A 23,017-nucleotide genomic window follows, 5' to 3' on the forward strand; every position below is an offset into this window, starting at 1 on the left:
GAGGCCATGAGCCTTCATGTCACGATGGTCCAAGCCTGCCAGCGCGCGGGCCGGGGCGGGAGCCTGACCGCGGTGGCCGACGAGACGACGTTGAGCGATGCCGAGCGGCGCGCGGTTCCGGTCAGGGCGGGCGCATCGCACGCCGCGTTCGTCTCGCTCCGGGAAGACGGGGTCGTGGCACTCCGCTTCTTCACCGCCACCGGAGAGTTGCCCGCCTGCGGGCACGGCACGGTTGCCGCGCTGGCGGTACTCGCCCGGCGCGCGGGCGCGCGGCAGTACGAGGCCGTGCTGTCTTCCGGTGGCCGGACCTTCCTCGGTCAGGCCAGCGGGGCCGGCGACCGGTACCGGGCCGCCTTCGATCCCGGGCCGGTGGAGTTGGGCGATCCCGCGTGGCCGGACAGCGAGCCGGTTCTGGCCGCGCTGGGGCTCGATCCCCGGGAGGTGGAGGTCCGCATCGCCTCCGTAGGACGGGCGCGGATGCTGGTGCGCGTCCGCGATCGCCGCGTTCTGGCCGAACTGGCACCCGACCCGGCCCGTCTGCGCCAGGCCTGCGACCGGCTGGGACTGCTGGGCTGCTACGTCTACAGTGGACCGTCGACGGACGGGCGGGCCGCCGCGCGGATGTTCGCGCCGTCGATCGGCGTCCCCGAAGACATCGCCAACGCCAACAGCACCGCCTGCCTGGCCGCCGTCCTCGCCGGTCAGGGTGCGGCCGGAGTGGAGGTGGACATGGGAGACACGCTGGGCCAACCGGCTACCGTCACCGCCACCAGTAGTCCCGGACCCGGCGGTCCCGCGATCCGGGTCGGCGGCATCGCCACCATCGTCGGCGCTTCATCCGGATCTCGGTCGCACCCGGGTACGCTCACGGAGCTATGAACTCGATCTTCTTCGATCCCGCCGGTGCGCGAAGCGCCCGTGTGGCACGGGAGCGGCTTCCGGCGGTGGCGTGCTGACCGGGCCGGTGCCGCAGCCGGTGCTGACCGGGCTGACCACGGCGGCGATCTTCCTGGTCCTCACCGTCGAAGACGGCGGTGAGGACGTGGTGCGGGACGTGCTGGGCGACGTCGGCGGGCTGAGCCGCTCCGTCGGCTTCCGGGTCCCGGACGGCCGCCTGGCCTGCGTGGCGGGGATCGGCTCGCCACTGTACGACCGCTTGTTCAGCGGACCCCGGCCCGCCGGGCTGCATCCGTTCCGGGTGATCGAAGGGCCCCGGCACACCGCCGTCGCGACTCCGGGCGATCTGCTGTTCCACGTGCGGGCGGCGACCATGGACCTGTGTTTCGAGCTGGCCGATCAACTGCTGAGCCGCCTCGGCGGCGCGGTGAAGGTCGTGGACGAGGTGCACGGGTTCAGGTACTTCGACCAGCGGGACCTGCTCGGGTTCGTGGACGGCACCGAGAACCCGACCGGTGCGGCGGCCGAGGCGGCGGTGTTCGTCGGCGAGGAGGACCCGGCCTTCGCCGGAAGCAGTTACGTCATCGTGCAGAAGTACCTGCACGACATGGCCGCCTGGAACGCGCTGCCGGTGGAGGAGCAGGAACGCGTCGTCGGACGCACGAAGCTGTCCGACATCGAACTGCCCGACGAAGCCAAACCGGCCGATTCGCACGTCGCACTGACCGCGATCGTGGACGAGGACGGCACCGAGCGGCAGATCGTGCGCGACAACATGCCGTTCGCGAGCCTCGCCGACGGCGAGCGGGGCACCTACTTCATCGGGTACGCGGCCAGTCCGTCGGTGGTCGAACGGATGCTGGAGAACATGTTCGTCGGCAACCCGCCGGGCACCACGGACCGCATCCTCGACTTCTCCACCCCCGTGACGGGCTCGCTGTTCTTCGTGCCCAGTCAGGACTTTCTCGACGACCTCCCGCCCGCCCCGGACGGCCCGGCGCCAGCGGGAGACCAGTCGCTGCGCATCGGCAGTCTCAAGGACCGGAAGAAACGGAACACCGCATGAACAACCTGCACCGCGAACTCGCTCCCATTTCGGCCGCCGCGTGGGAAGACCTCGAAGCGGAAGCCCGCCGCACCTTCACCGAGCACGTCGCGGGGCGTCGCGTGGTGGACGTGGTCGGCCCGGGCGGGATCACCCTGTCCGCCGTCGGCACCGGGCACGTGCGGGACATCTCCTCTCCGGGAGACGGGGTGCGCGCCCGACGGCGCGAGGTCGCGGCGGTGGTCGAGTTGCGGGTGCCGTTCGTGGTGAGCCGCGAGGCGGTCGACGACGTCGAGCGTGGCGCGAAGGACGTGGACTGGCAGCCGGTGAAGGACGCGGCGAAGAAGCTCGCGTTCACCGAGGACAGGATCATCGCCGAAGGCCTGCCCGCGGCGGAGATCACCGGAATCCGCACGGCGGCGCCCACGTCGATCACCCTGCCCGCGGAGCCGACCGCGTATCCCACCGCGGTCGCACAGGCGATGAGCGCGCTGCGCCTGGAGGGGGTCAACGGGGACTACGCGCTGCTGCTGCCCGCCGACACCTACACGGTCCTGGACGAGACGACGGAACACGGGTACCCGATCCGCCAGCACGTCGCCCGCGTCCTCGGCGAGGGCGGCCAGATCATCTGGGCGCCCGCGCTGGAGTCCGCGCTCCTGGTCTCCACCCGGGGCGGCGACTACGAACTGCACCTCGGCCAGGAGGTCTCGATCGGCTACCTCGCGCACGACGGGGACAGCGTCGAGCTGTACCTGGAGGAGTCGCTGACCTTCGTGGTGAACACCGCCGAAGCCGCGGTTTCGTTCGCCTGAGTCCAGTCCAGGGAGCGTCGCAGGGTTCGAGGGCGAAAAACGGGCTAATTCCCCAGACATGCCCCTGCTCGACTCGGTTCCGATCGCGGCGCTGCCGCTGGAGCGGTTCGAGCCGGTAATCGGCGGCGAGGCCTTCCACCGGCTCTTGGAGCGTTTCGCGCGTGGCCGCGATCTCCTCGGCGGGCACGCGATGTGGCATGTCAACTCGACCTCGCGCGGCGGCGGCGTGGCCGAAATGCTCGTTTCGCTGCTCGCGTACGGCCGGGGGGCCGGCATCGACGAACGGTGGGAGGTCATCGAAGGCAACGAAGCCTTCTTCGCGGTCACCAAGCGCATCCACAACAACCTGCACGGCGCCGCCGGTGACGGCCTGCCGCTCGACGACGAGGCGCGCGAGGTGTACGAGTCGGTCACCCTCGCCGCGGGTGAGGAGCTCGCCGAGCGGATCGTCCCGGGGGACATCGTCCTGCTGCACGATCCGCAGACGGTGGGCATGATCCCCGTGCTCAAGCGGCTCGGCGTGCCGGTCGTGTGGCGGTGCCATGTAGGGATCGACACCCCGTCCGCGCACACGCGCGCGGCATGGGCGTTCCTGCGCGGTTACGTGCTGCAGGCCGACGCCTACATCTTCTCCCGCAGGCAGTACGTCTGGGAGGATCTCGATCCGGACAGGACCGTTCTCATCGCCCCGGCGATCGACGTGTTCTCGCCCAAGAACCAGGTGCTCTCCGACGGTCAGGTCGACGGGATCCTCTCCGCCGCGGGGCTGCAGGAGGGTTCCCGGACGTTCGCGGTCGAGCCGTCCTTCCTCCGCATGGACACCTCGCCGGGGCGGGTCGAGCGGCGCGCCGAAGCGGACGAAGGACGTCGCCTTCGCCCGGATGACGTGGTGGTGCTGCAGATTTCGCGGTGGGACCGGCTGAAGGACCCGATCGGGGTGATCGACGGGTTCGTGCGCCACATCCTTCCCCGCTCGGAAGCGCATCTCCTCTACGCGGGCCCGTCCGTCGACGCGATCTCCGACGATCCGGAGGGCAAGGAGGTGCTCGAGGAGGCGAAGGCACGCTTCGCGGCTCTTCCCGGAGAGGTGCAGGAACGCCTCCACCTCGTGACGCTCCCGATGGTGGACGTCGAGGAGAACGCCGCGATCGTCAACGCGTTGCAGCGCCGCGCGCAGGTGGTGGTGCAGAAGTCGATCGCCGAGGGATTCGGGCTCACCGTGGCCGAGGCCATGTGGAAGGAACGACCGGTGGTGGCCAGCCGGATCGGCGGGATCCAGGACCAGATCGAGGACGGCCGGTCCGGGAAGCTGGTCGGCGCGCAGGACCTGGCCGCCTACGGCCGGGCCGTCGTCGACCTGCTCACGGACCCGGCGCTGGCGGCGGAGATGGGCGCGCGGGCCCGGTTCCGCGTGCGCGATGCCTTCCTCGGGACCCGGTCGTTGCTGCAGTACATCGCCCTCTTCGAACGCCTCGTGCTGGGGCAGGGATATCCGGCGGAGGTATCGCTCCCCTCGGGTTACCGCTAGCAGGGCCGGCAAAGTCCGATCGGCAACCCGCACGCCCCTCGCGGGACCCTCGTTGGGCCAGTCGAGGGAGTTTGTCCCTTTGGTCCCTCCTCGGGGTTTTTGCCCGTTACACTCCGAGCCTGCAATCTCACCCACACCACGGGGCTGATCACCAGCCTGACCAACCTCACCAAGCTGCTCGACGGATAGGGCGGTCATGGCGAAACCGAAGAATCCGGGCCATGGCCGGGACGGCGGTGACGGCGAAACCGGAAGGCCGTCGCAGAAACACGGTGACATCGACGCCGGGGCGGGAATCTCCAGCGCGCAGCGGGCCACCTTCGAAGCCGCGCAGCGGGGACGGCCGGGAAATTCCGATGGCCGCACGCCACCGCCGAACACGCCGGGCCGGACGGGACACACCAGGCCGTCGGGACGACCCGACCCGAACGCCGAACCCGGTGGGACACCGACCGACACCTCCGTGGGAAGTCCGAAACAGCGCGAAGGCCACCGGATCGAGAACGATTCGGCGACCATCCTGGCCAGGGCCGGATACAAGATCAGCCAGAACACCGGTGAGAAGGGGGTGAACGGCACCAGCGACCCCGACTACAACATGGAAGGCAAGTTGTGGGACTGCTATGCGCCGAGCAGCGACAAGCGGGACAACGTCCGGAGCGAGCTTCGTGACAAGGCGAAGAAGCAGTCCGGCAGTATCGTCATCAACATGGCACGGAGCCCGATGACCGTGGAGGAGATGAAGGCAATCCTCCCGCACGTCAAGGGGCTCGAAGAAGTGAAGATCATCGACAGGGACGGCACCATCATCGATGCGTTCCCGCAGTAACGGCAGGATGTGATCCGTGTCCATCACCTACAAGCTCGAACTGGGGGCGCCGGTCGCCCCGGGCGCGGTCGTGTCCGCCCTGACCGAGGGCGCCGCCGGAATCGCCGAAGCGCACACGGGCACCAAGGGATCGCTGCGTGGCGGCGGCTGGTTCGATGCCGACGTCGCCGAATACGACCCGCCCGACCCGGTGGAGCAGGAGTTCGGCTTCGCGCCGACCGTCGAGGTCTACTTCGGACTGAGCAAGTCCGGCGACTTCGAGGCCCAGGAGACCGATGTGCTCCGGCTGGTTATCGCCGTGCTGGCCAGGATTCCCGGGGACGCGCTCCTCCATTTCGAGCACGACGAAGTGTGGCTGCTCCGCCGCGGTGGGCGGTTGACCGTCAACGGCGCCCTGTGGAAGCCCCAGCAGCTCGTCCTGCTTCCCCAACCGTACGAGACGGCGCCGCTGGCGTTCGGCTGAGACAGGACGGAACCGGCGCCGCCTTCACCCCGGATCGCGATCGGTGTTCGACGTGGTGGCCACGAAGCGCGCGAGATCGGCCGACTGCCGTATCCGGGTGGGTTCGTGGACGTACATCATGTGCCCGGCGGGATAGTGGGCGCGTTCGATGTTCCCCCGAAGCTGTTCGGGAATGGCCAGGTGCGCCAGCACGTGTTCGGCCGCGAAGTACGGGGTGGCGCCGTCGTAGTGGCCGAACGCCACATGCACCTTGAGATGGGGGTTCGCGCGCATCGCCGAACCGAGTTCTTCGACCGCGGACACCGGGCGCCCTTCGAACTCCGAGAACGACCACCGGGAAGCGGCGTCCATCGCCATCACCTCGTAGCGCAGGTCGCTGGCGTAGCGCAGTTCCTCCCGGACGTAGTGGTTGAATCCCGCGGTGTAGGCCCCGGCGATCCGTGTGTACGAGGCGTCGTCGCTCATCCGCTCGGCGCCGCCATCGGGCTCCCAGCCGGTGAACCGGCCGTCGAGGCGCCCGGTGGCCAGGCCGCGGTCGCGCAGCAGTTCCGTGAAGAACCGCAGGTGCTCGATCCGCAGCTCCACCCGGTCCACATAGGACTCGGACAGCCCGGTGAGCGAGGCGAGCCTGCGGACGGCGTCCGCGCGTTCCGCGCCGGACAGCCGGGAGCCGCGGGCCAGTGCCCAGGGCAGGTCCCGGGAGGCGAAGTCCTCGGCCTCGGCCAGCACCTCGTCGAGCGGGCGGTCACCGTGCTTTCCGTGGTAGTGGGCGATGGCGGCGTAGGTGGGGACGAACAGCGGGTACGACTGGTCGCCGCCGCGGGGGAAGGAGATCGTGCCCAGGTCCAGCACCGCCGACAGCAGGATCAGGCCGTTCAGGTACATCCCGTGCCGTTCCTGCAGGTGCGAAGCCAGCGCGGCGGCCCGGAGCGTGCCGTAGGACTCACCGGCCAGGTACTTGGGCGAGAGCCAGCGCCCGTTCCGGGAGGTCCACAGACGGATGACCTCACCGATCGACTCCAGATCGGCGGTGAAGCCGTGGTACCCGGACGGGTCGCCGCCGGTCACCGCCCGCGAGTACCCGGTGGACACCGGATCGATGAACACCAGATCGCTGTGCGCCAGCAGGGTTTCCGGATTGTCGGCGAGCCGGTAGGGCGGAGGTGCCGGGGAGTCCACGTCGCCCGACAGCACCCGGCGCGGCCCCAGCAGGCCCAGGTGCAGCCAGACGCTGGCCGAGCCGGGACCGCCGTTGAAGGCGAAGGTCACCGGTCGCGTGGCGCCCTCGGCGCCCTCGGCGGTGTAGGCGGTGAGGAAGACTTCCGCCTTGGCGACGTGCCCGCCGAACTTGCCGTCGGTCAGCGCTTCTTCCCGCAGCACGATGCGTCCGGTCTCGGCGGTGTAGGCCAGTTCCCGGTCCGCCAGGCGCAGGGTGTGCGAGGTGCGGACGAGATCATCGGCGGGCACGGGGTTTTCCGGCGTGTCGCTCATGATCGCACCCCGGCCAGCACCGCGTGCAGCTGCTCCGGACTGCTCGCCCCGCCGTGGGCCAGCACGGTTCCGGTTCCGCTGGTGATCGCCGCGTAGGGCGGCCAGGGAATGTTGTTGGCCTCGAACACGCGGGGGCCGGTCACCACCGGGAGGTCCTCGCTCTGCCCGGCCAGGTGCTCACGCAGGTCCGCTTCGGAGGCGGCGCTCACCAGCACGAGGCGGAACCTCTCCGCCGCGGAGCGGAACTCGGGCAGCATGCGCCGGCACAGACCGCAGTCCGGGGAAACGAACGCGAAGAGCAGGAGGTCGGCACCCCCGCCGAGTTCGCCCACCGGGGCCGGGAGGTCGAGCTTCCCCCCGGTGCGCGGCCCGGCGGGCCGGGTGGTCCATCGCCGGAGGAGTGTGGACAGTCCGAACACGACGGCGAGGACGAGCACGGCCACCGCCAGGTGCACCGGCCGGAAGGCCGCCTTCGTGGCCAGCGCCGCCGGAACCGTCAGTGCCAGCAACAGCCCGGTGCGCACCAGCGTGCCGGGGCCGATCACGTCGTGCGTTCCCGCGAAACAGCCGCAGTCCACCCGCATCCCACGGGCCAGTGCCGAGGCCATTCCGGTCAGGAAGGACGCGAACAGGACGAAGGCCAGCCCGGCACCCCAGAGCCGGGTACCGGGCGGCACGAGGAGCACCGCGCTCACCAGCTCCGCGCCGAGGACGAGGCAGGCCACCGGCAGCGCCGCCCGCGGCGGCACGATTTCGTAGCCCGCGACGGATTTCGCGAACGCGGCGACGTCCCAGAGCTTGCCCAGGGCCGCGAAGGCGAGCACGGCGGCCAGTGCGAGGGGCGCCGAAGCGACCAGGATCGTCATGCGGGGCTCCGGTCCAGGTAGGCGTTGGCCTGCAGGCGGTAGAGCTGGGCGTACTGGCCGTCGGCGAGCATGAGTTCGGTGTGGGTGCCCTCTTCGGCGACCCGCCCCGATTCCAGCACGTACACGCGGTCGGCGTGACGCACGCTGGACAGCCGGTGCGTGATGAGCACGACCGTCCGCCCGTCGGCGTGCTGCCGGATCCGTTCGAACAGGGCGTGCTCGGCGCGGGCGTCCAAGGCGGAGCTCGGCTCATCGAAGATCATCAGTTCCGCATCGCGGTAGAACGCCCGCGCGATCGCGATCCGCTGCCACTGCCCGCCGGACAGGTCCTGGCCGTGATGGAACCGGCGGTCCAGCAGGGTGTCGTAGCCGTGCGCCAGCTTGCGAACGACCTCGTCGGCTCCGGCGGCCGCGGTCGCCTCGGCGAGCCTGCCGGGGTCCACCGGGCGTCCGAGCGTGACGTTCTGGCGGGCGGTCAGCGGCCAGCGGGTGTGGTCCTGCGCGATGACCGAGATCTTCTCCCGCAGTGCGTCCCCGGCGATCCCGGCGAGATCCGTGCCGTCCCAGCGGATCACGCCCGAGTCCGGGGTGTACAGCCCCGCGAGTAGTTTGGCCAGGGTGGTCTTTCCCGACCCGTTCTCCCCGACCAGCGCCACCACCTCGCCCCGGCGGATCGTCACGCTGACCTCGTGCAGGGCCGGTGTGTCCGAACCGGGGTAACGGAACGTCACGCGATCGGCGACGATCTCGGCGAAGCCGGATGGGGCGGCCGAGCCGCTCGCCGGAGCGATCCGGCTCCGCGCCAGTTCGCAGAAGGCGAGATAGTCCCCGAAGTACAGTCCCGCCTCGTAGAGCCGGTTCACCGACTGGACCAGATTGGCCAGGGAGGACTGGCCGGCGCGGATCGCCAGCACCGCCGTCCCGGCGACGGCGAGTGCGATCACCCCGAAGGACAGCAATGCGCCGAGCGCGACGTACACGGCGGCCAGTGCGAGGCCGCTCAGCACGTTGCCCGCGACCCTGGTCCCGGTCCGCTGGCGCGCGACGTCGAGTTCCACCCGCTGTTCGGTCTCGGCGACCCGGTCGTACTCGCCGAGCAGGAACTCGCGCAGGGTGAAGGCACGGACCTCGGCGGCGGGCAGCCGCTCGGCCATCAGGTCGGACAGCAGGTACTTGCGCCGTCGTGCCGTGGACACCCGGCGGAAGGCCAGGTAGCGCATCTGCGCCGTGCGCAACGCTGCCCACCCGTCGGGTACGGCCGTGACAAGGAGCAGGGGCAAAAGCACCGGATGCAGCAGGCCGAGCGTGACGGCGGCGGCGGCCACGCCGATCGCGCCGGTGAGGACGTTCACCGTCATCTCCACCACGGTGGCGGAATCGGGCACGCCGTTGTCCCGGGCGCGCTGCATCGCGTTGTGGAACTCTTCGTCGTCGAAGGCGGTGAGCTCGACCTCGGTGGTGAGATGGAACAGCCGTTTCTCGGCGAGCCGTTCCACTTGTGGTTTCAACCTTTCCTGGGCCCAGGAGGCCCCGGCGAGCAGGCCCGCCCTCAGCGCGGTCGCGCCCGCCACCATGGCGAGCGCGGGGAGTGCGGCGAGTACCCGCTGGGCGGTGGGGCCCGCGGCGAACAGGGATTCCAGTACCCCGGTGGTGGCCAGCAGGCCGAACGCGGTGAAGAACCCCGCCGCGAGGTTGAGGCCGAGCGCGGCCGCGGTGTCGCGGCGGCTTGCCTGCCAGGCGATCTTCAGTGCGGCACCGGTGAAAGCGGGCAGACGGCGGGCCATGGCACCCAGCCGTGCGGACTGCACTTCTTCGTCGTGGGTTTCCCAGTAGCGGGTGGCGAGACCGGATTGCGCGGTGGCCCCGGCGGAATCGGTGTGGCGGCGCCGTCGTGGCCAGAAGCGCTTCACGACGGGCAAAATTACTGGTTTGTTTCCCACCTGTCAACGAGATTTTTTGGCTCCTTTTGGCGTATCGACGAACTCGGCTCGCGGATGCCAGCCTTGATCGACAATCAGTCCGCACCCACAAGGTGCTTCTGAGAAAGGGGAAACACGATGTCCACTCTCACCCTCGAACCGCGCGATGCGGGCGTTCTCGACGACGAAGTGCTCACCGTCGACTTCGAGAACGAGCTCGCCGAGCTCCTGCACGGGCCGCAGGCCTGCGTGAACACCTGCAAGCGGACGGTGTGCTCCACCTTCCCCTGCTGCCCGTCGATCGTCTGATCTCCCGTTGACCGGAAAAGGTCACCGCCGACGGTGGTGGCCTTTTCCGCCATGCCTTTTTTCGTTGCGGGAAACACGACTGGAACGGGGGCTTCAACGGTGGACACGGCTGTTTCCGTCATCGATGTGGATGTGCGTGCGCTCGTCGCGGGCCTGGCCGGCCCGGAGTGCGAGGTCGAGGCCGACGACACCTGGGTCGCCGTCCGGCGGCCGGGACTGCCGATCCCTGCACAGGGCTGGAAAATCCACGTCTCGGCCCGGCCGGCGACGCTCGGTGAGACCCTCGGCCGGGTGCTGCCGGTGCTGTTCGCCGCGGAGTGTGAGTTCAAGGTGGCCTGCTCCCCGGAGGTCCTGCGTGAGCTCAACTCCGGCGATCTCGACCCGGGCGTCGTCGGGAAGGCGGTCACCGTGTACGCCGCCGAGGACGCCGTAGTGGCGCTCGGCCTCCGGCTCGCCGAGGCGACACGAGGCCTGTCCGGCCCTCGGATCGCCAGCGACCGCCGCCTCCGCCGGGACGCACCGGTGTACTACCGCTACGGTCCCTTCCAGCCGCAATACCGGGTCGACGACAACGGGGACTACGAACTGGTCGTCGTCGGCCCGGACGGCGAGGTGCTCCCCGGAGCCGCCGGGCCCGAGTTCGACTGTCCACCCTGGACTTCCGATCCGTTCCGTCCGGCCGAGCGGGCCGGGACCGGTCCGGCGCCCGCGGTCGCGGTCCCGGCCGGGAACGGGAACCCGGGGCCCACGCTGGGGGGAATCTACCGCCTGACTTCCGGGGTGATGCGCGGTCCGCGAGGAAGCGTGTTCCGTGCCGTGGACGAGAGCGGGCGACGGCTGGTGATCAAGGAGGCTCGTGCCTATGTCTCCGAGAACGCCGACGGGCTGGACCTGCGCTGGCAGATCCGCAACGAGCGCCGCATCCTGCAGGCACTCGAGGACGTCCCCGGTGTGCCCAGGCTGGTCGACCACTTCCGGCACGGCGAGGACGAGTACCTGGTGACGACGGAGGAGGGCACCACCGACCTCAACCGTTTCGTCAACGAGAACGGGCGTTTCTTCGACGAGCCCGGTGACACCGGACGGGACCTCGGGGAACTGGCGGCCGCGCTGACCGCGATCCTGGACGCGGTCCACGCCCGGGGTGTGGTCGTGCGCGACTTTTCGCCGAAGAACATCGTGCTCGGCGAGTCCGGCCGGTACACCGTGATCGACTTCGGCAACAGCGCCTACGACGGCTTCCAGATCCGGGGCTGGACCCGCGGGTACAGCGTGCCGGACCAGCACACCAACCGGCCTGCCGAGCCCGGGGACGACTACTTCTCACTGGGCGCGACCCTGTTCTTCGCGGCCACCGGGATGAACCCGATCCTCATGGACCCCGATCCGGTGCGCAACCTCGAACGGACGCTGGAATGCTTCGCGAGGTTCCATCCGGACGCGCGCACCGGAGTCCTCGGCCTGATTCCCCGGCTGCTGGACCTCGACCCGGCGGAGCGCGCGGCGGCCGTCGCCGTGATCCGGGCGGGAGGGCACCGGGCGAACGAGGTCACGGCCCACCGCCGGCGGGCGCGCCGGATGGTGCTCACCGGCGATCTGCTCGAGACCGTCCTCGAGCACACGGTGGACGAGTGCGTGCGCCACGCCGAGCGGCTGATGGACCCGGCCTCGGCGGACCGCCGCTCGGCGCCCCCCGCCACGAACGTCTACAGTGGATCGGCCGGGCTGGGCATGGAACTGCTGCACCACCCGCGGACGGCGGGCCTCGCCACCGAACTCGCGGCCTGGACGGTGCGGATGACCCCGCCCGCCAAACTGCCCGCCGCACTGTACTTCGGCCGCACCGGTACCGAGGTCTTCCTTGAGGCGGCCCGGCTCGCCGGGGGCGGAGTGCCGGAACCGGAGCCGGTGGTCCTGGGCGAGCGGGAGCGCGCCGACTACATCCACGGGGCCGCGGGAATCGGTACCGGTCACCTGATCCTCTGGCAGCTGACGCGGCGGCCGGAGCACCTCGGCGTGGCCGCGGAATGCGCACGGCGGCTGGTGGCGGGCGAGGTCACCGAGGCCGAGGACGCGGTCGCCCCGGCACAACCGGGTTCGGGCGTCTGCGTCGAGTCGGGTTTCGCCCACGGCACGGCGGGTATCGCGACGTTCCTGGCGGCCTACCACCGGGCTTCCGGTGACACCGATGCGGGCTCCCGGGCGGCGTCGTTGTTCGAGGATCTGGCCGCCGAGACCCCGGAACTGGTGGCGACACTGGGGCGTCCGGCGGCGCGCGCGATGGGTGCCTCGTGGTGCCAGGGACTGTCCGGGATCGTGTCGGCACTGGTCTCGGCCGCGGGCTGGTACCACGACGATCGCCTCCTGGCACTGGCCGAGGACGGGGCCCGCGCCTGTCTGGCCATGGCGCCGCAGGCGTGGGTGGTCTCGCAGTGCTGCGGACTGGCGGGGATCGGTGAGTCGCTCGTCGACGTCGCGCTGGCGACCGGGAACGAGGAATTCTGGCGCGGCGCGGAGACCGTGGCCGAGCTTATCCTGCTGCGCGCCGGGGGACCGCCGGAGCGGCCCCGGTTCCCGGACAACTCGCTGGACTCCGCGAGCAGCCACTGGGCCACCGGTTCGTCGGGCGTGCTGTCCTTCCTGCGGCGCCTGCACCGGCGTTCCGGTGCTCGCTTGTGGACAGTGGATTGGACACCCCCGGCAGCGGCGACGCGGTAGAGCCGCGGCCTGCCGTGCGGGGGCTCGCCCCAGGGCCGTGAGGTGTCCCCTCACGGTCCTGGGGTCTCGGCTCAGGCCGCCAGCGACCACTGCCGCAGGTATCCCGCGGCGAGGCCCCTGATGTAGGCGTCGAGCTGGTTGCGGTTGGTCCGCCGGTGCAGGCGGAAACGGCGGCCGTGCCGGGTGTCGAACACGACCGGGGTGGCACCCGGCAGGATGGCGTCGATCAGCCCTTCCATCAGGTGGAGGAGCACCTCGGCGGTTTCCTGGGTCAGGGGCGGTTCCTTGCAGTACGGCGCCACCACGATGTACTCGTCGTTGCGCAGCCGCAGGCCGATCAGGTGCCGCAGGGTGATTCTGAGGTCCGATTCCGCCCACGTGACCTGGGCGGCCGGGACACCGGTCGCGCCGCGGGGCAGCAGTTGGAGGAATCCCTGCGCGCACTGCCGGTACACCGCTTCCCGCCAGTCGTCCTTCCCTGCGACCCCGGCGATCACCCGCTCGAGTTCGGCCGCGGGCTCCGGACTGCTGACCGCCCGCCGGAATCCGGAGAGCAGGGGCCAGTAGCTGACCCAGGCGGGCCCCTGCGGGGTGAGGTACTGTCGTTTCTGTTCCCTGACCAGCGACATGGCCTTGCGCGGTCCGGCCTGGGCGTAGTCCAGCCACTGCAGGCCACCGATGTTCACGATACCGGGGTTGCCGTCCACCATGCTCCGTTCGGCGTTCCGGAGCGCCGGCCGGGGCCGAAGGTCTTGACATCGGCCCCGGAAGTCCACCAAACTCTGCGTTGACCTTCCCCGTCATGCTCGAGTTCGCTGGCGCGACGCTCGATGTGCCTCGCACATCTCACTCAGTTTACTAGGCGTGCCAACGGTTTTCCATGGTTTCCGGGTTCTTCGCGGTGTCCGCGTTGGCCTACCCGATGAACGTCAGCGGTGCGGTGGCCGACGCCGCGGTGTAGAGGGCATCCCCGGCGAAGGTGGCGGTGTAGCTGCGGGCCGAGCGCAGGTTCGGCGGCACGGGCACGTTGGTGAGGGTGGCCGCACCTCCGCTGGTGGTGATGGCGCTTCCCAGAATGGTGGTCACTCCGGCGATGGTGACGGTGAAGGTGACGCTCTTGCCGGGGATCCCGGCCCGGGTGCTCGTGTTGACGAGCACTCCGGTCAGGACGGGAATGCGGTAGCCGCCGCCGGCGCGGACGATGCTGCCCGGTACTGCGGTCATCGTCGTGCTGATCTTGTCCACCACCTGCGTAAGGGTGGTCGACGTCGAGCCGGTGAAATTGGTGTCGCCATCGTAGGTGGCGACGACGGTGTGGTTGCCTACGGTGAGGTCACTGATGGTGTAAGTGGCCTGGTTCCCGGTGAGGGCAACGGTGTTCGGCGTGCCGTCGATGGTGAAGGTGACGGTGCCGGTGGGTCCGGCGGCCCCGGCGGGCAGGGGCGCGGTCGGCGTGACAGTGGCGGTGAAGGTCACTGATTGGCCGTAGGTGGAGGGATTGGGCAGGGCGGTCAGTGCGATGGCGGTGGCGGCCTTGCCGACGGTTTCCGTGACCCCTGTGGCCGTGGAGAGGGTGAAATTCGCGTCGCCGCTGTAGGCGGCGGTGACCGAGTGGCTGCCCACGCCGAGCGTGTCGAGGCTGACTGCGGCTTGTCCGGTGGCCGGGTCGACCGGCCCGGTGAGGGCCGGTCCGTCGTCGCTGAGGGTGAAGGTGACGGTGCCGGTGGGTCCGGCGGCCCCGGCGGGCAGGGGCGCGGTCGGCGTGACAGTGGCGGTGAAGGTCACTGATTGGCCGTAGGTGGAGGGATTGGGCAGGGCGGTCAGCGTGGTCGTGGTGGCCGCCTTGCCGACCGTTTCCGTGGTGGAGGTGGTGGAGCCGGTGAAGTTGGTGTCGCCGCTGTAGGTGGCGGTGATGGTGTGGGTTCCCGCGGTGAGGGTGTCGATGCTGATGCTGGCTTGTCCGGTGGCGGGGTCGACCGGTGCGGTGAGGGCCGGTCCGTTGCCGCTGAGGGTGAAGGTGACGGTGCCGGTGGGCCCGGTGGCGCCGGTGGGTAGTGGTGTGGTGGGGGTGATGGTGGCCGTGATGGTGACTGACTGACCGTATACGGAGGGACTGGGAGCGATCGTCAGTGCGGTGGACGTGGACGCTGTGTCGACGGTTTGGGTGGTGGAGGTGGTGGAGCCGGTGAAGTTGGTGTCGCCGCTGTAGGTGGCGGTGATGGTGTGGGTTCCCGCGGTGAGGGTGTCGATGCTGATGCTGGCTTGTCCGGTCGCGGGGTCGACCGGTGCGGTGAGGGCCGGTCCGTTGCCGCTGAGGGTGAAGGTGACGGTGCCGGTGGGCCCGGTGGCGCCGGCGGGCAGGGGTGTGGTGGGGGTGATGGTGGCGGTGAAGGTGACCGTTTGTCCGTACACCGAGGGGCTGGGGGCCGCGGTGATCGCGGTGCTGGTCGCGGCTGTGTCGACGGTTTGGGTGGTGGAGGTGGTGGAGCCGGTGAAGTTGGTGTCGCCGCTGTAGGTGGCGGTGATGGTGTGGGTTCCCGCGGTGAGGGTGTTGACGCTGATGCTGGCTTGTCCGGTGGCGGGGTCGACCGCAGCACTGAGGTCTGGACCATCATCGCTGACGGTGAAGACGACGGTGCCGGTCGGTCCGGCGGCCCCGGTGGGTAGCGGTGTGGTGGGGGTGATCGTTGCGATGAAGGTGACGGTTGCCCCGTACATCGAGGGATTCGGGCCGACGGCCAGTGCGGTGGTCGTGGACGCTGTGCCGACGGTTTGGGTGGTGGAGGTGGTGGAGCCGGTGAAGTTGGTGTCGCCGCTGTAGGTGGCGGAGACGGTGTGGCTGCCGCCGGTGAGGCCGGTGGCGGCATAGGTGGCCTGGTTGCCGGTCAGGGCGACGGTGTGAGTTGTGCCGTCGATGGTGAAGGCGACGGTGCCGGTGGGTCCGGCGGCGCCGGTGGGCAGGGGTGCGGTCGCTGTGACGGTGGCGGTAAAGGTGACGGTTTGCCCGTATACGGGGGAGCCGGGTGCGGCCTCCAGCGTCGTGGTGGTCGGTGCCGGGGTGACCGTCTGGGAGAACAAGGGTGAGGTGGAGCCGGTGAAATTGGTGTCGCCACTGTAGATGGCGGTGGCCGAGTGGCTGCCCACGCTGAGCGTGTCGATGCTGACGGTGGCTTCCCCGGTGCCGGGATCGACCGGGACGGTGATCGCGGGCCCGTTCGCGCTGATGACGAAGGTGACGGTGCCGGTCGGTCCGGAGACCCCGGCGGGCAGGGGTGTGGTGGGGGTGATCGTTGCGGTGAAGGTGACCGTTTCTCCGTACCCGGAGGGACTGGGGGCCGCGGTGATCGCGGTGCTGGTCGCGGCTGTGTCGACGGTTTGGGTGGTGGAGGTGGTGGAGCCGGTGAAGTTGGTGTCGCCGCTGTAGGTGGCGGTGATGGTGTGGGTTCCCGCGGCGAGGGTGTTGACGCTGATGCTGGCTTGTCCGGTGGCGGGATCGACCGGAGCGACATGGTCTGGTCCATCATCGCTGATCGCGAAGGTGACGGTGCCGGTCGGTCCGGAGACCCCGGCGGGCAGGGGTGTGGTGGGGGTGATCGTTGCGGTGAAGGTGACCGTTTGTCCGTACACCGAGGGGCTGGGGGCCGCGGTGATCGCGGTGCTGGTTGCGGCTGTGTCGACGGTTTGGGTGGTGGAGGTGGTGGAGCCGGTGAAGTTGGTGTCGCCGCTGTAGGTGGCGGAGACGGTGTGGCTGCCGCCGGTGAGGCCGGTGGCGGCATAGGTGGCCTGGTTGCCGGTCAGGGCGACGGTGTGAGTTGTGCCGTCGATGGTGAAGGCGACGGTGCCGGTGGGTCCGGCGGCCCCGGTGGGCAGGGGTGCGGTCGGTGTGACGGTGGCGGTGAAGGTGACGGTTTGCCCGTACACAGGGGAGCTGGGTGCGGCCTCCAGTGCGGTGGTGGTGGGAGCCGGAGCGATCGTTTTGGGCAGTGAGGGTGAGGTGGAGCTTTCGAAGTTGGTGTCGCCGCTGTAGGTGGCGGTGATGGTGTGGCTGCCGCCGGTGAGGGGGGCGGGCAGGGCGGTGGTGCTGAAGGTGGCCTGGTTGCCGGTCAGGGGGGCGGTGTGGGGTGTGCCGTCGATGGTGAAGGTGACGGTGCCGGTGGGGGTGGCGGCTCCGGTGGGCAGGGGTGTGGTGGGGGTGATGGTGGCGGTGAAGGTGACGGTTTGGCCGTAAACGGGGGAGCCAGGTGCGATCTCCAGTGCCGTGGTGGTCGGCGCCGGGGTGACCGTCTGGGAGAACAAGGGTGAGGTGGAGCCTTCGAAGTTGGCGTCGCCGCTGTAGGTGGCGGTGATGGTGTGGTCGCCGCCGGTGAGAGGTGCGGGCAGGGTCGTGGTGCTGAAGGTGGCCTGGTTGCCGGTCAGAGGGACGGTGTGGGGTGTGCCGTCGATGGTGAAGGTGACGGTGCCGGTGGGGGTGGCGGCCCCGGTGGGGAGCGGTGTGGTGGGGGTGATGGTGGCGGTGAAGGTGACGGGTTGCCCATAGACGGGGGAGCCGGGTGTGGCCTCCAGCGTCGTGGTGGTCGGTGCCGGGTTCACCGTCTGGTACAGCAAGGGAGTCGAGGAGGCCGTGAAGTTGGTGTCCCCGGTGTAGCTGGCGATGACGAAGTGCTGGCCGATGGTGAGCGTGTCGATGGTGGCGACGGCCTGCCCCGTGGCGGGGTCGATGGCGGCGATGAGGGCCGGCCCGTTGCCGCTGACGACGAAGGTGACCGTGCCGGTGGGGGGCGCCGTGCCGGGCGGCGGTGGTGCGGCGGGGGCGACGGTGGCCGTGAGCGTCACGGTTTCCCCGTAGACGGACGGGTTCGGCGCGATGGTCAGGCCGGTGGTCGTGGAGAGCTTGCTGACCGAATACGTGATCGAGGCCGAGGAGGGGGCGAAGTCGGTGTCGCCGTCGTAGGTGGCGGTGATGGTGTGATCGCCACCGGTGAGGGGTGCGGGCAGGGCGGTGGTGCTGAAAGTGGCCTGGTTTCCGCTCAGGGGAACGGGGTGGGCCAGGCCGTCGATGGTGAAGGTGACGGTGCCGGTCGGGCTGCCGGTTCCCGGGGGGAGAGTGGCGACCGTGGCGGTGAAGGTCACCGGCGTGCCGTAGGCGGACGTGGGTGGCGTGGCCGTCAACGTCGTGGACGTCGCTGCCTGCTCGATGGTTTCGCTGATTTCCGGCGAGGTGGAGCCGTCGAAGTGGGCGTCGCCGCTGTAGACGGCGACGAGATGGTATGTACCGGGAGTGAGGGGACTCGTACCGGTGTTGATTTCGAGCGTGGACGTGCCGGTTTGCGTCCCCGGATCGCTGGTCACCGGCACCGTGCCGAAGTCGAGGGGATAGGGACCGCCCGAGGTGAGGCTCGCGCGGAACGTGACGGTCCCGCCCATCGTGGTGCCCGGCGGGACCGTGCTGCCCGCGGTCACGGTCGCGGTGAGGGTCACGGTCTGTCCGTACACCGGATCCGAGACCAGCGCCGGGAGCAAACCCGTTGCGGTGGACGACAAAGCAATGCTCGGCGAAGTCATTTCCTCTCCCGGGGCAGCGATTACTGGGCACGGCTGGGGACTCGCGCGGGTTTCGGCACGTCGGTGTCCCGGCGTGCCGAAACCCGCGACCGGCGGCGAGACGGCCTGGCCCCGGCCGGTGCAGCGAACCCGGCCGGGGCGGGGTGGATCAGGGCGTTGCGACCAGCCCCGTGGTGGTGCCGATCTTGCTGACCGTTTCGGTGGCTTCCGCTGAGGTGGAGCCGCCGAAGGTGGTGTCGCCGCTGTAGACGGCGACGATGTAGTCCGTGCCGGGGGGAAGGGGGTTGGCGTTGGTGATGGTGAAATCGGCCGTTCCGGTGGTCGACCCCGCCGCGGCGGTGACGGCTACGGCGGCGCCGAGTGCGGTGTAGGGGCCGCCGGTGGTGCTCGCCCATTCGAAGGTGACGGTGCCGCCCATGGTGACGTTCGACGGAACGGTGGTGCCCGCGGTGACGGTGGCGTGCAGGGCCACCGAGTCCCCGAAGGTCGATGACGTGGGGTTTGCGGTCACGGTGGTGGTGGTGGTCGTGGTGATCTGTTCGGTGATCTCGGGTGAGGTGGAGCCGCCGAAGGTGGTGTCGCCGCTGTAGATGGCGATGATGTAGTTGGCGCCGAGGGGGAGGGTGCTGGTGGTGAACGTCGCTTCGCCGGTGGTTGATCCTGCTGTGGCGCTGACGGCGACGGCGGCGCCGAGTGCGGTGTAGGGGCCGCCTGCGGTGGTGGCCGACTGGAAGGTGACGGTGCCGCCCATGGTGACGTTCGACGGGACGGTGGTGCTCGCGGTGACGGTGGCGGTCAGGGTCACTGCCGCGCCGTGGGGCGCCGGTGAGGGGGCCGCGACCACGGTGGTGGTGGTGGTTGTCGTGATCTGTTCGGTGATTTCGGGTGCGGTGGAGGTGTCGAAGTAGGTGTCGCCGCTGTAGACGGCGATGATGTAGTTGGCCCCGAGGGGGAGGGTGCTGGTGGTGAACGTCGCTTCGCCGGTGTCTGATCCTGCTGTGGCGCTGACGGCGACGGCGGCGCCGAGTGCGGTGTAGGGGCCGCCTGCGGTGGTGGCCGACTGGAAGGTGACGGTGCCACCCATGGTCATGCCCGCCGGAACCGGACTGCTCGCGGTGACGGTGGCGGTCAGGGTCACCGCCGCGCCGTGGGGCGCCGGTGAGGGGGCCGCGACCACGGCGGTCGTGGTGGGCGTGGTGACCTGCTCGAAGGAGTCGGAGGACGTCGAGCCGTCGAAGTTGGTGTCCCCGCTGTAGACGGCGTGAATGTAGTAGTCGCCGAGCGGTAGCGGGGAGCCCGGAGTGTTGACCGCCAGGGTCGCCGTTCCGGTGGACGATCCCGGCGTACTGGTCACCGTCGTCGGACTACCGGGCAGTGCCGTATAGGTCCCGCCCGAGGTGGGGGCCCACTCGAAGGCGACGGTGCCGCCCATGGTGGTGCCCGGAGGTACCGTGCTTTGCGCGGTGATGGTGGCCGTGAGGTTGAGCGTCTGGCCGTAGCTCGGATCTCCGGCCACGTCGAGCGCGGTGAGGGTGTTGGGCATCTCTTTCCCCATCCAGAATTGGATCCCGATCGAGTCGCCGGCTCCGGCCTCGGGCCTGCGCCCCGGTGCCATTTCCGCCACGACACGACAGCCGGGCGAGTCGACGTGGTGGTTCGCGGCAAAAGGGATTGGACGCACAGTGTCCGAGCCGGTCTGTTGCCCATGCTAGTTCGGCCGTCACCAGCGGTCGCGGAGTCTTTCTTCACCTGTTGCGAGCATGTCCATAGTGGACCGTGCTGCCGGGATGCGGCGGGATCAGACCACGGGGGACGAGGTTTGCGGCGGTGTGGCGGCGGGGTGGGTGTCGGCGCGTTTCACCGACTCCAGCAGCACCTGCGCGACGTCGCGGACCACCACGCCGGTGGCCTGGTTCTCGCTCTGCCGCTGCACCAGGCCGTCGGTCAACATCACCTTGCAGAACGGGCAGCCGGTGACGACCGTGCCCGCCTCGGTGGCGATGGCCTCGTCGATGCGTTCGGCGTTGATGCGCTTGCCGATCTTCTCTTCCATCCACATGCGGGCACCGCCCGCGCCGCAGCAGAGCGCTCGGTCCGCGTGCCGTGGCATTTCGGTGAGCGTCGCGCCGGTGGCCTGCACCAGCTCCCGGGGCGGTTCGTAGACCTTGTTGTGCCGCCCCAGATAGCAGGGATCGTGGTAGGTGAGGGGCCGGCCGGCGACCGGGCCGACACCGTTGACGGTGGTGCCGTCCACGGGGGCGATGGGCACCAGTCTGCGTTCCCGCACCAGCCGGTTCAGCAACTGCGTGTGGTGGACGACCTCGTAGTGCCCGTCCAGTTGAGGATATTCACGGCCGAGCGTGTTGAGGCAGTGCGGGCAGGTGGTGACGATCTTTCGGCGGCCGGGTTCGCGGCCCTCGAAGACCGCGTCGAGCGTTTCGCGGGTTTCCTGGGCCAGCACCTGGAACAGGAACTCGTTGCCGGAACGGCGGGCCGGATCACCCGTGCAGGTCTCGCCGGTGCCCAGGACCGCGAAGCGGACCCCGGCGCTGTGCAGCAGTTCGGCGGTGGCGCGGATGGTCTTGCGCGCGTTGTCGTCGAACGCGCCGGCGCAACCGATCCAGAACAGGTATTCGACGTCGGCGTCCAGCATGCCGTCGCAGACGGGTACCTCGAAATCGAGGTCCTTGGCCCAGTCGAGCCGTTCGGAGTTGTTCTGCCCCCAGGGGTTTCCCTTGTTCTCCAGATTCCGGAACAGGGTGCCGAGTTCGGTCGGGAACGCCGATTCGATCAGTACCTGGTGGCGCCGCAGGTCGACGATGTGGTCGACGTGCTCGATGTCGACCGGGCACTGCTCGACGCAGGCGCCGCACGTGGTGCACGACCACAGCACGTCCGGTTCGATGACGCCGCCCTCGTTCTTCGGGCCGACGAGAGGCCGTTGCGGGCGGTCCTCGGCGTCCTTGCCGCCGAGCAGGTACGGCGCCGTGTCGAACAGGTGGTCCCGCAGGTCCATGACGACCATCTTGGGGGACAGCGGTTTCCCGGTGTTCCACGCCGGGCACTGGCTCTGGCAGCGGCCGCACTCGGTGCACGTGGCGAAATCGAGCATGCCCTTCCACGTGAAGTCTTCGATTTTCCCGCGGCCGAAGATCGCGTCGTCGTCGGCCTCTTCGAAGTCGATCGGTTTGCCGCCGGACTCCATCGGCGGCAGCGGGCCGAGTGCGTCCGGCAGCCGCTTCACGGTCACGTTCACCGGTGCCAGGAAGATGTGCAGGTGCTTGGAGTTCAGCACGATGTTGAGGAACACCAGCATCACGCCGATGTGCAGCAGCAGCCCGACGGTTTCGAGCACGCTCAGCGCGTTCGGGCCCAGCGGTGCGAGCAGGTGGCCGAGGCCGATCGAGACCCAGGCGCCCGAGGAGTACGGGAAGGTGCCCGCCGCCGCGGACGCGCCCCGGAACAGGAACATCGTCCAGACCACGTTGAAGATCATGAACAGGATGAGCCAGGCGCCGCCGAGGTGCGAGCCGTAGAACCGGGATGCCCGGTCCCGCCGCTGGGGGGCCTGCCGGAGCCGGATGACGGTGAAGGTGGCCAGCGAGACGACCACGGCGACGGCGATGAAGTCCTGTGCGAAGCCGAGCACGGACCAGTGACCGATCCACCAGATGGCGAACCGTTCGCTGAACAGGCTTCCGTACGCCTCGAGATAGACCGTGGCGAGAATGACGAATCCCCAGAAGGTGAAGAAATGCGCCGCGCCGGGGAGGGACCATTTGAGGAGCTTGCGCTGGCCGAACACTTCGGCCAGATGAGTCCGCACCCGGCGGCCGAGGTGTTCGGTGCGGCCTTGGAGGGGCTGGCCGGAGCCGATCAGCCGGGCGAGCCAGACCGCCCTCCGCAGGGCGAAGGCCAGTGCGACGACGGTGATGGCGATGCCCAGGATCAGCCGAACGAGCACGTGTCCTCCGCTGTCGTTACGCCGGGAAGGGGGTGGGCGGCGCGGGCGCGCGTGTAGTAGCGGCACGCGCGGGTGGCGCAGCACATCTTGCGGATACGCCAATGCCTGCGGAACTCCTCGGGCCGGGGCAGCCGCCCCGGGTGGAGCCCGAACCTGAGGTAATGCCTTGTGCCGTAACGCTCTTCGTCGCGCCCGGCCTCGAACGCGACGGTGGCCCAGCCCAGCCAGGCGCGGCGGAGCACGATCGAACAGCCGTCGCGGCCGGCCCTGACCCGGCGGCGGCAGAACCGGTGCAGCAAGCGGAGATCCGGCAGGCCTTCGGAACCGGTTTCCGCGGGCGCTCCCGCGACGTGGTCGATCACCACGTGGCCGGGGTGGCGGGGATCGCCGTGGAACAGGACGGGCAGGCCGCAGGAGGAACAACCGAAGGTGTCCAGCCACGCCATGGGCAACCCTCCTCGGCTCCGCGCACCGACCAGTGTGACGCGCGACACGCGGCCGCTGTCAAGAAAGGGGCGCCGACAGGACGCGCGATTGCCGCCGAAAGGACCAACGCGGGCGCCCGACCCGGCCGCTTCTCCCCGGCGGGCTTGGATAGGCTGGCGCTCCGG

The 23,017-nt window shown here is 69.8% G+C and carries 16 protein-coding genes; 8 read left to right on the plus strand and 8 right to left on the minus strand.

What is annotated here, in order from left to right:
- The first annotated feature begins 6 nt into the window (after nt 1-6).
- The 6 genes from ORV05_RS12255 (at nt 7) to ORV05_RS12280 (ending at nt 5,577) form a co-directional block, all read left to right on the plus strand.
- Nucleotides 7-879, plus strand: coding sequence for a PhzF family phenazine biosynthesis protein (locus ORV05_RS12255; RefSeq protein WP_268758595.1), 873 nt, complete (start codon nt 7-9; stop codon nt 877-879).
- A 70-nt stretch (nt 880-949) separates the two neighbouring features.
- On the plus strand, nt 950-1,963 hold the full coding sequence (locus ORV05_RS12260) for a Dyp-type peroxidase (RefSeq protein ID WP_268758596.1): 1,014 nt from the start codon (nt 950-952) through the stop codon (nt 1,961-1,963).
- Entirely contained in the window at nt 1,960-2,757 is a 798-nt protein-coding gene (locus ORV05_RS12265) for a family 1 encapsulin nanocompartment shell protein (RefSeq protein ID WP_268758597.1), read from the plus strand. The genes ORV05_RS12260 and ORV05_RS12265 overlap by 4 nt, the downstream gene beginning before the upstream one ends.
- A gap of 58 nt (nt 2,758-2,815) precedes the next feature.
- Nucleotides 2,816-4,285 (plus strand): glycosyltransferase, encoded by a 1,470-nt coding sequence (locus ORV05_RS12270; protein ID WP_268758598.1) that lies wholly within the window; start codon nt 2,816-2,818, stop codon nt 4,283-4,285.
- Between the two features lie 196 nt (nt 4,286-4,481).
- Nucleotides 4,482-5,114, plus strand: coding sequence for a CdiA C-terminal domain-containing protein (locus ORV05_RS12275; protein ID WP_268758599.1), 633 nt, complete (start codon nt 4,482-4,484; stop codon nt 5,112-5,114).
- Nucleotides 5,115-5,130: 16 nt separating this feature from the next.
- Entirely contained in the window at nt 5,131-5,577 is a 447-nt protein-coding gene (locus ORV05_RS12280) for a SitI3 family protein (protein WP_268758600.1), read from the plus strand.
- Nucleotides 5,578-5,601: 24 nt separating this feature from the next.
- Here ORV05_RS12280 and ORV05_RS12285 read toward each other — a convergent pair whose 3' ends face one another.
- The 3 genes from ORV05_RS12285 to ORV05_RS12295 are packed head-to-tail and all read right to left on the minus strand — an operon-like array spanning nt 5,602 to nt 9,844.
- A complete protein-coding gene (locus tag ORV05_RS12285; RefSeq protein ID WP_268758601.1) occupies nt 5,602-7,068 on the minus strand; it encodes a S10 family peptidase in 1,467 nt (488 codons plus the stop codon).
- Entirely contained in the window at nt 7,065-7,934 is an 870-nt protein-coding gene (locus ORV05_RS12290) for a MauE/DoxX family redox-associated membrane protein (protein WP_268758602.1), read from the minus strand. Before ORV05_RS12290 ends, ORV05_RS12285 begins: the two co-directional genes overlap by 4 nt.
- On the minus strand, nt 7,931-9,844 hold the full coding sequence (locus tag ORV05_RS12295) for an ABC transporter ATP-binding protein (RefSeq protein WP_268758603.1): 1,914 nt from the start codon (nt 9,842-9,844) through the stop codon (nt 7,931-7,933). The genes ORV05_RS12290 and ORV05_RS12295 overlap by 4 nt, the downstream gene beginning before the upstream one ends.
- Before the next feature lie 147 nt (nt 9,845-9,991).
- Here ORV05_RS12295 and ORV05_RS12300 point away from each other — a divergent pair, with 147 nt between their 5' ends.
- The gene (locus tag ORV05_RS12300; protein ID WP_268758604.1) at nt 9,992-10,162 is read left to right on the plus strand and encodes a hypothetical protein; all 171 of its coding nucleotides are present in this window, start codon (nt 9,992-9,994) and stop codon (nt 10,160-10,162) included.
- A 126-nt stretch (nt 10,163-10,288) separates the two neighbouring features.
- A complete protein-coding gene (gene lanL, locus ORV05_RS12305) occupies nt 10,289-12,880 on the plus strand; it encodes a class IV lanthionine synthetase LanL (protein ID WP_268758605.1) in 2,592 nt (863 codons plus the stop codon).
- 71 nt (nt 12,881-12,951) lie between these two features.
- On the opposite strand, the gene ORV05_RS12310 is transcribed toward lanL, so the two are convergent.
- The 5 genes from ORV05_RS12310 to ORV05_RS12330 all read right to left on the minus strand — a co-directional run bounded on the left by ORV05_RS12310 (nt 12,952) and on the right by ORV05_RS12330 (nt 22,852).
- Nucleotides 12,952-13,590, minus strand: coding sequence for a hypothetical protein (locus ORV05_RS12310; protein ID WP_268758606.1), 639 nt, complete (start codon nt 13,588-13,590; stop codon nt 12,952-12,954).
- A gap of 205 nt (nt 13,591-13,795) precedes the next feature.
- Complete coding sequence (locus ORV05_RS12315) at nt 13,796-18,358, minus strand: beta strand repeat-containing protein (RefSeq protein WP_268758607.1); 4,563 nt, start codon at nt 18,356-18,358, stop codon at nt 13,796-13,798.
- 232 nt (nt 18,359-18,590) lie between these two features.
- Entirely contained in the window at nt 18,591-19,985 is a 1,395-nt protein-coding gene (locus tag ORV05_RS12320; RefSeq protein WP_268758608.1) for an Ig-like domain-containing protein, read from the minus strand.
- Between the two features lie 255 nt (nt 19,986-20,240).
- Entirely contained in the window at nt 20,241-22,406 is a 2,166-nt protein-coding gene (locus tag ORV05_RS12325) for a (Fe-S)-binding protein (RefSeq protein WP_268758609.1), read from the minus strand.
- Entirely contained in the window at nt 22,391-22,852 is a 462-nt protein-coding gene (locus tag ORV05_RS12330; protein WP_268758611.1) for a hypothetical protein, read from the minus strand. The genes ORV05_RS12325 and ORV05_RS12330 overlap by 16 nt, the downstream gene beginning before the upstream one ends.
- Nucleotides 22,853-23,017: the final 165 nt, after the last annotated feature.

The sequence above is a fragment of the Amycolatopsis cynarae genome, assembly GCF_026802195.1.
GTDB lineage: Bacteria > Actinomycetota > Actinomycetes > Mycobacteriales > Pseudonocardiaceae > Amycolatopsis_E > Amycolatopsis_E rhizosphaerae.

Excerpts from the sequence above, each read along its gene's own strand:
- ORV05_RS12255 (WP_268758595.1), top strand. The coding sequence starts at position 7 with ATGAGCCTTCATGTCACGATGGTCCAAGCCTGCCAGCGCGCGGGCCGG.
- ORV05_RS12265 (WP_268758597.1), top strand. The coding sequence starts at position 1,960 with ATGAACAACCTGCACCGCGAACTCGCTCCCATTTCGGCCGCCGCGTGG.
- ORV05_RS12270 (WP_268758598.1), top strand. The coding sequence starts at position 2,816 with ATGCCCCTGCTCGACTCGGTTCCGATCGCGGCGCTGCCGCTGGAGCGG.
- ORV05_RS12275 (WP_268758599.1), top strand. The coding sequence starts at position 4,482 with ATGGCGAAACCGAAGAATCCGGGCCATGGCCGGGACGGCGGTGACGGC.
- ORV05_RS12285 (WP_268758601.1), bottom strand. The coding sequence starts at position 7,068 with ATGAGCGACACGCCGGAAAACCCCGTGCCCGCCGATGATCTCGTCCGC.
- ORV05_RS12290 (WP_268758602.1), bottom strand. The coding sequence starts at position 7,934 with ATGACGATCCTGGTCGCTTCGGCGCCCCTCGCACTGGCCGCCGTGCTC.
- ORV05_RS12300 (WP_268758604.1), top strand. The coding sequence starts at position 9,992 with ATGTCCACTCTCACCCTCGAACCGCGCGATGCGGGCGTTCTCGACGAC.
- ORV05_RS12310 (WP_268758606.1), bottom strand. The coding sequence starts at position 13,590 with ATGGTGGACGGCAACCCCGGTATCGTGAACATCGGTGGCCTGCAGTGG.
- ORV05_RS12320 (WP_268758608.1), bottom strand. The coding sequence starts at position 19,985 with ATGCCCAACACCCTCACCGCGCTCGACGTGGCCGGAGATCCGAGCTAC.
- ORV05_RS12330 (WP_268758611.1), bottom strand. The coding sequence starts at position 22,852 with ATGGCGTGGCTGGACACCTTCGGTTGTTCCTCCTGCGGCCTGCCCGTC.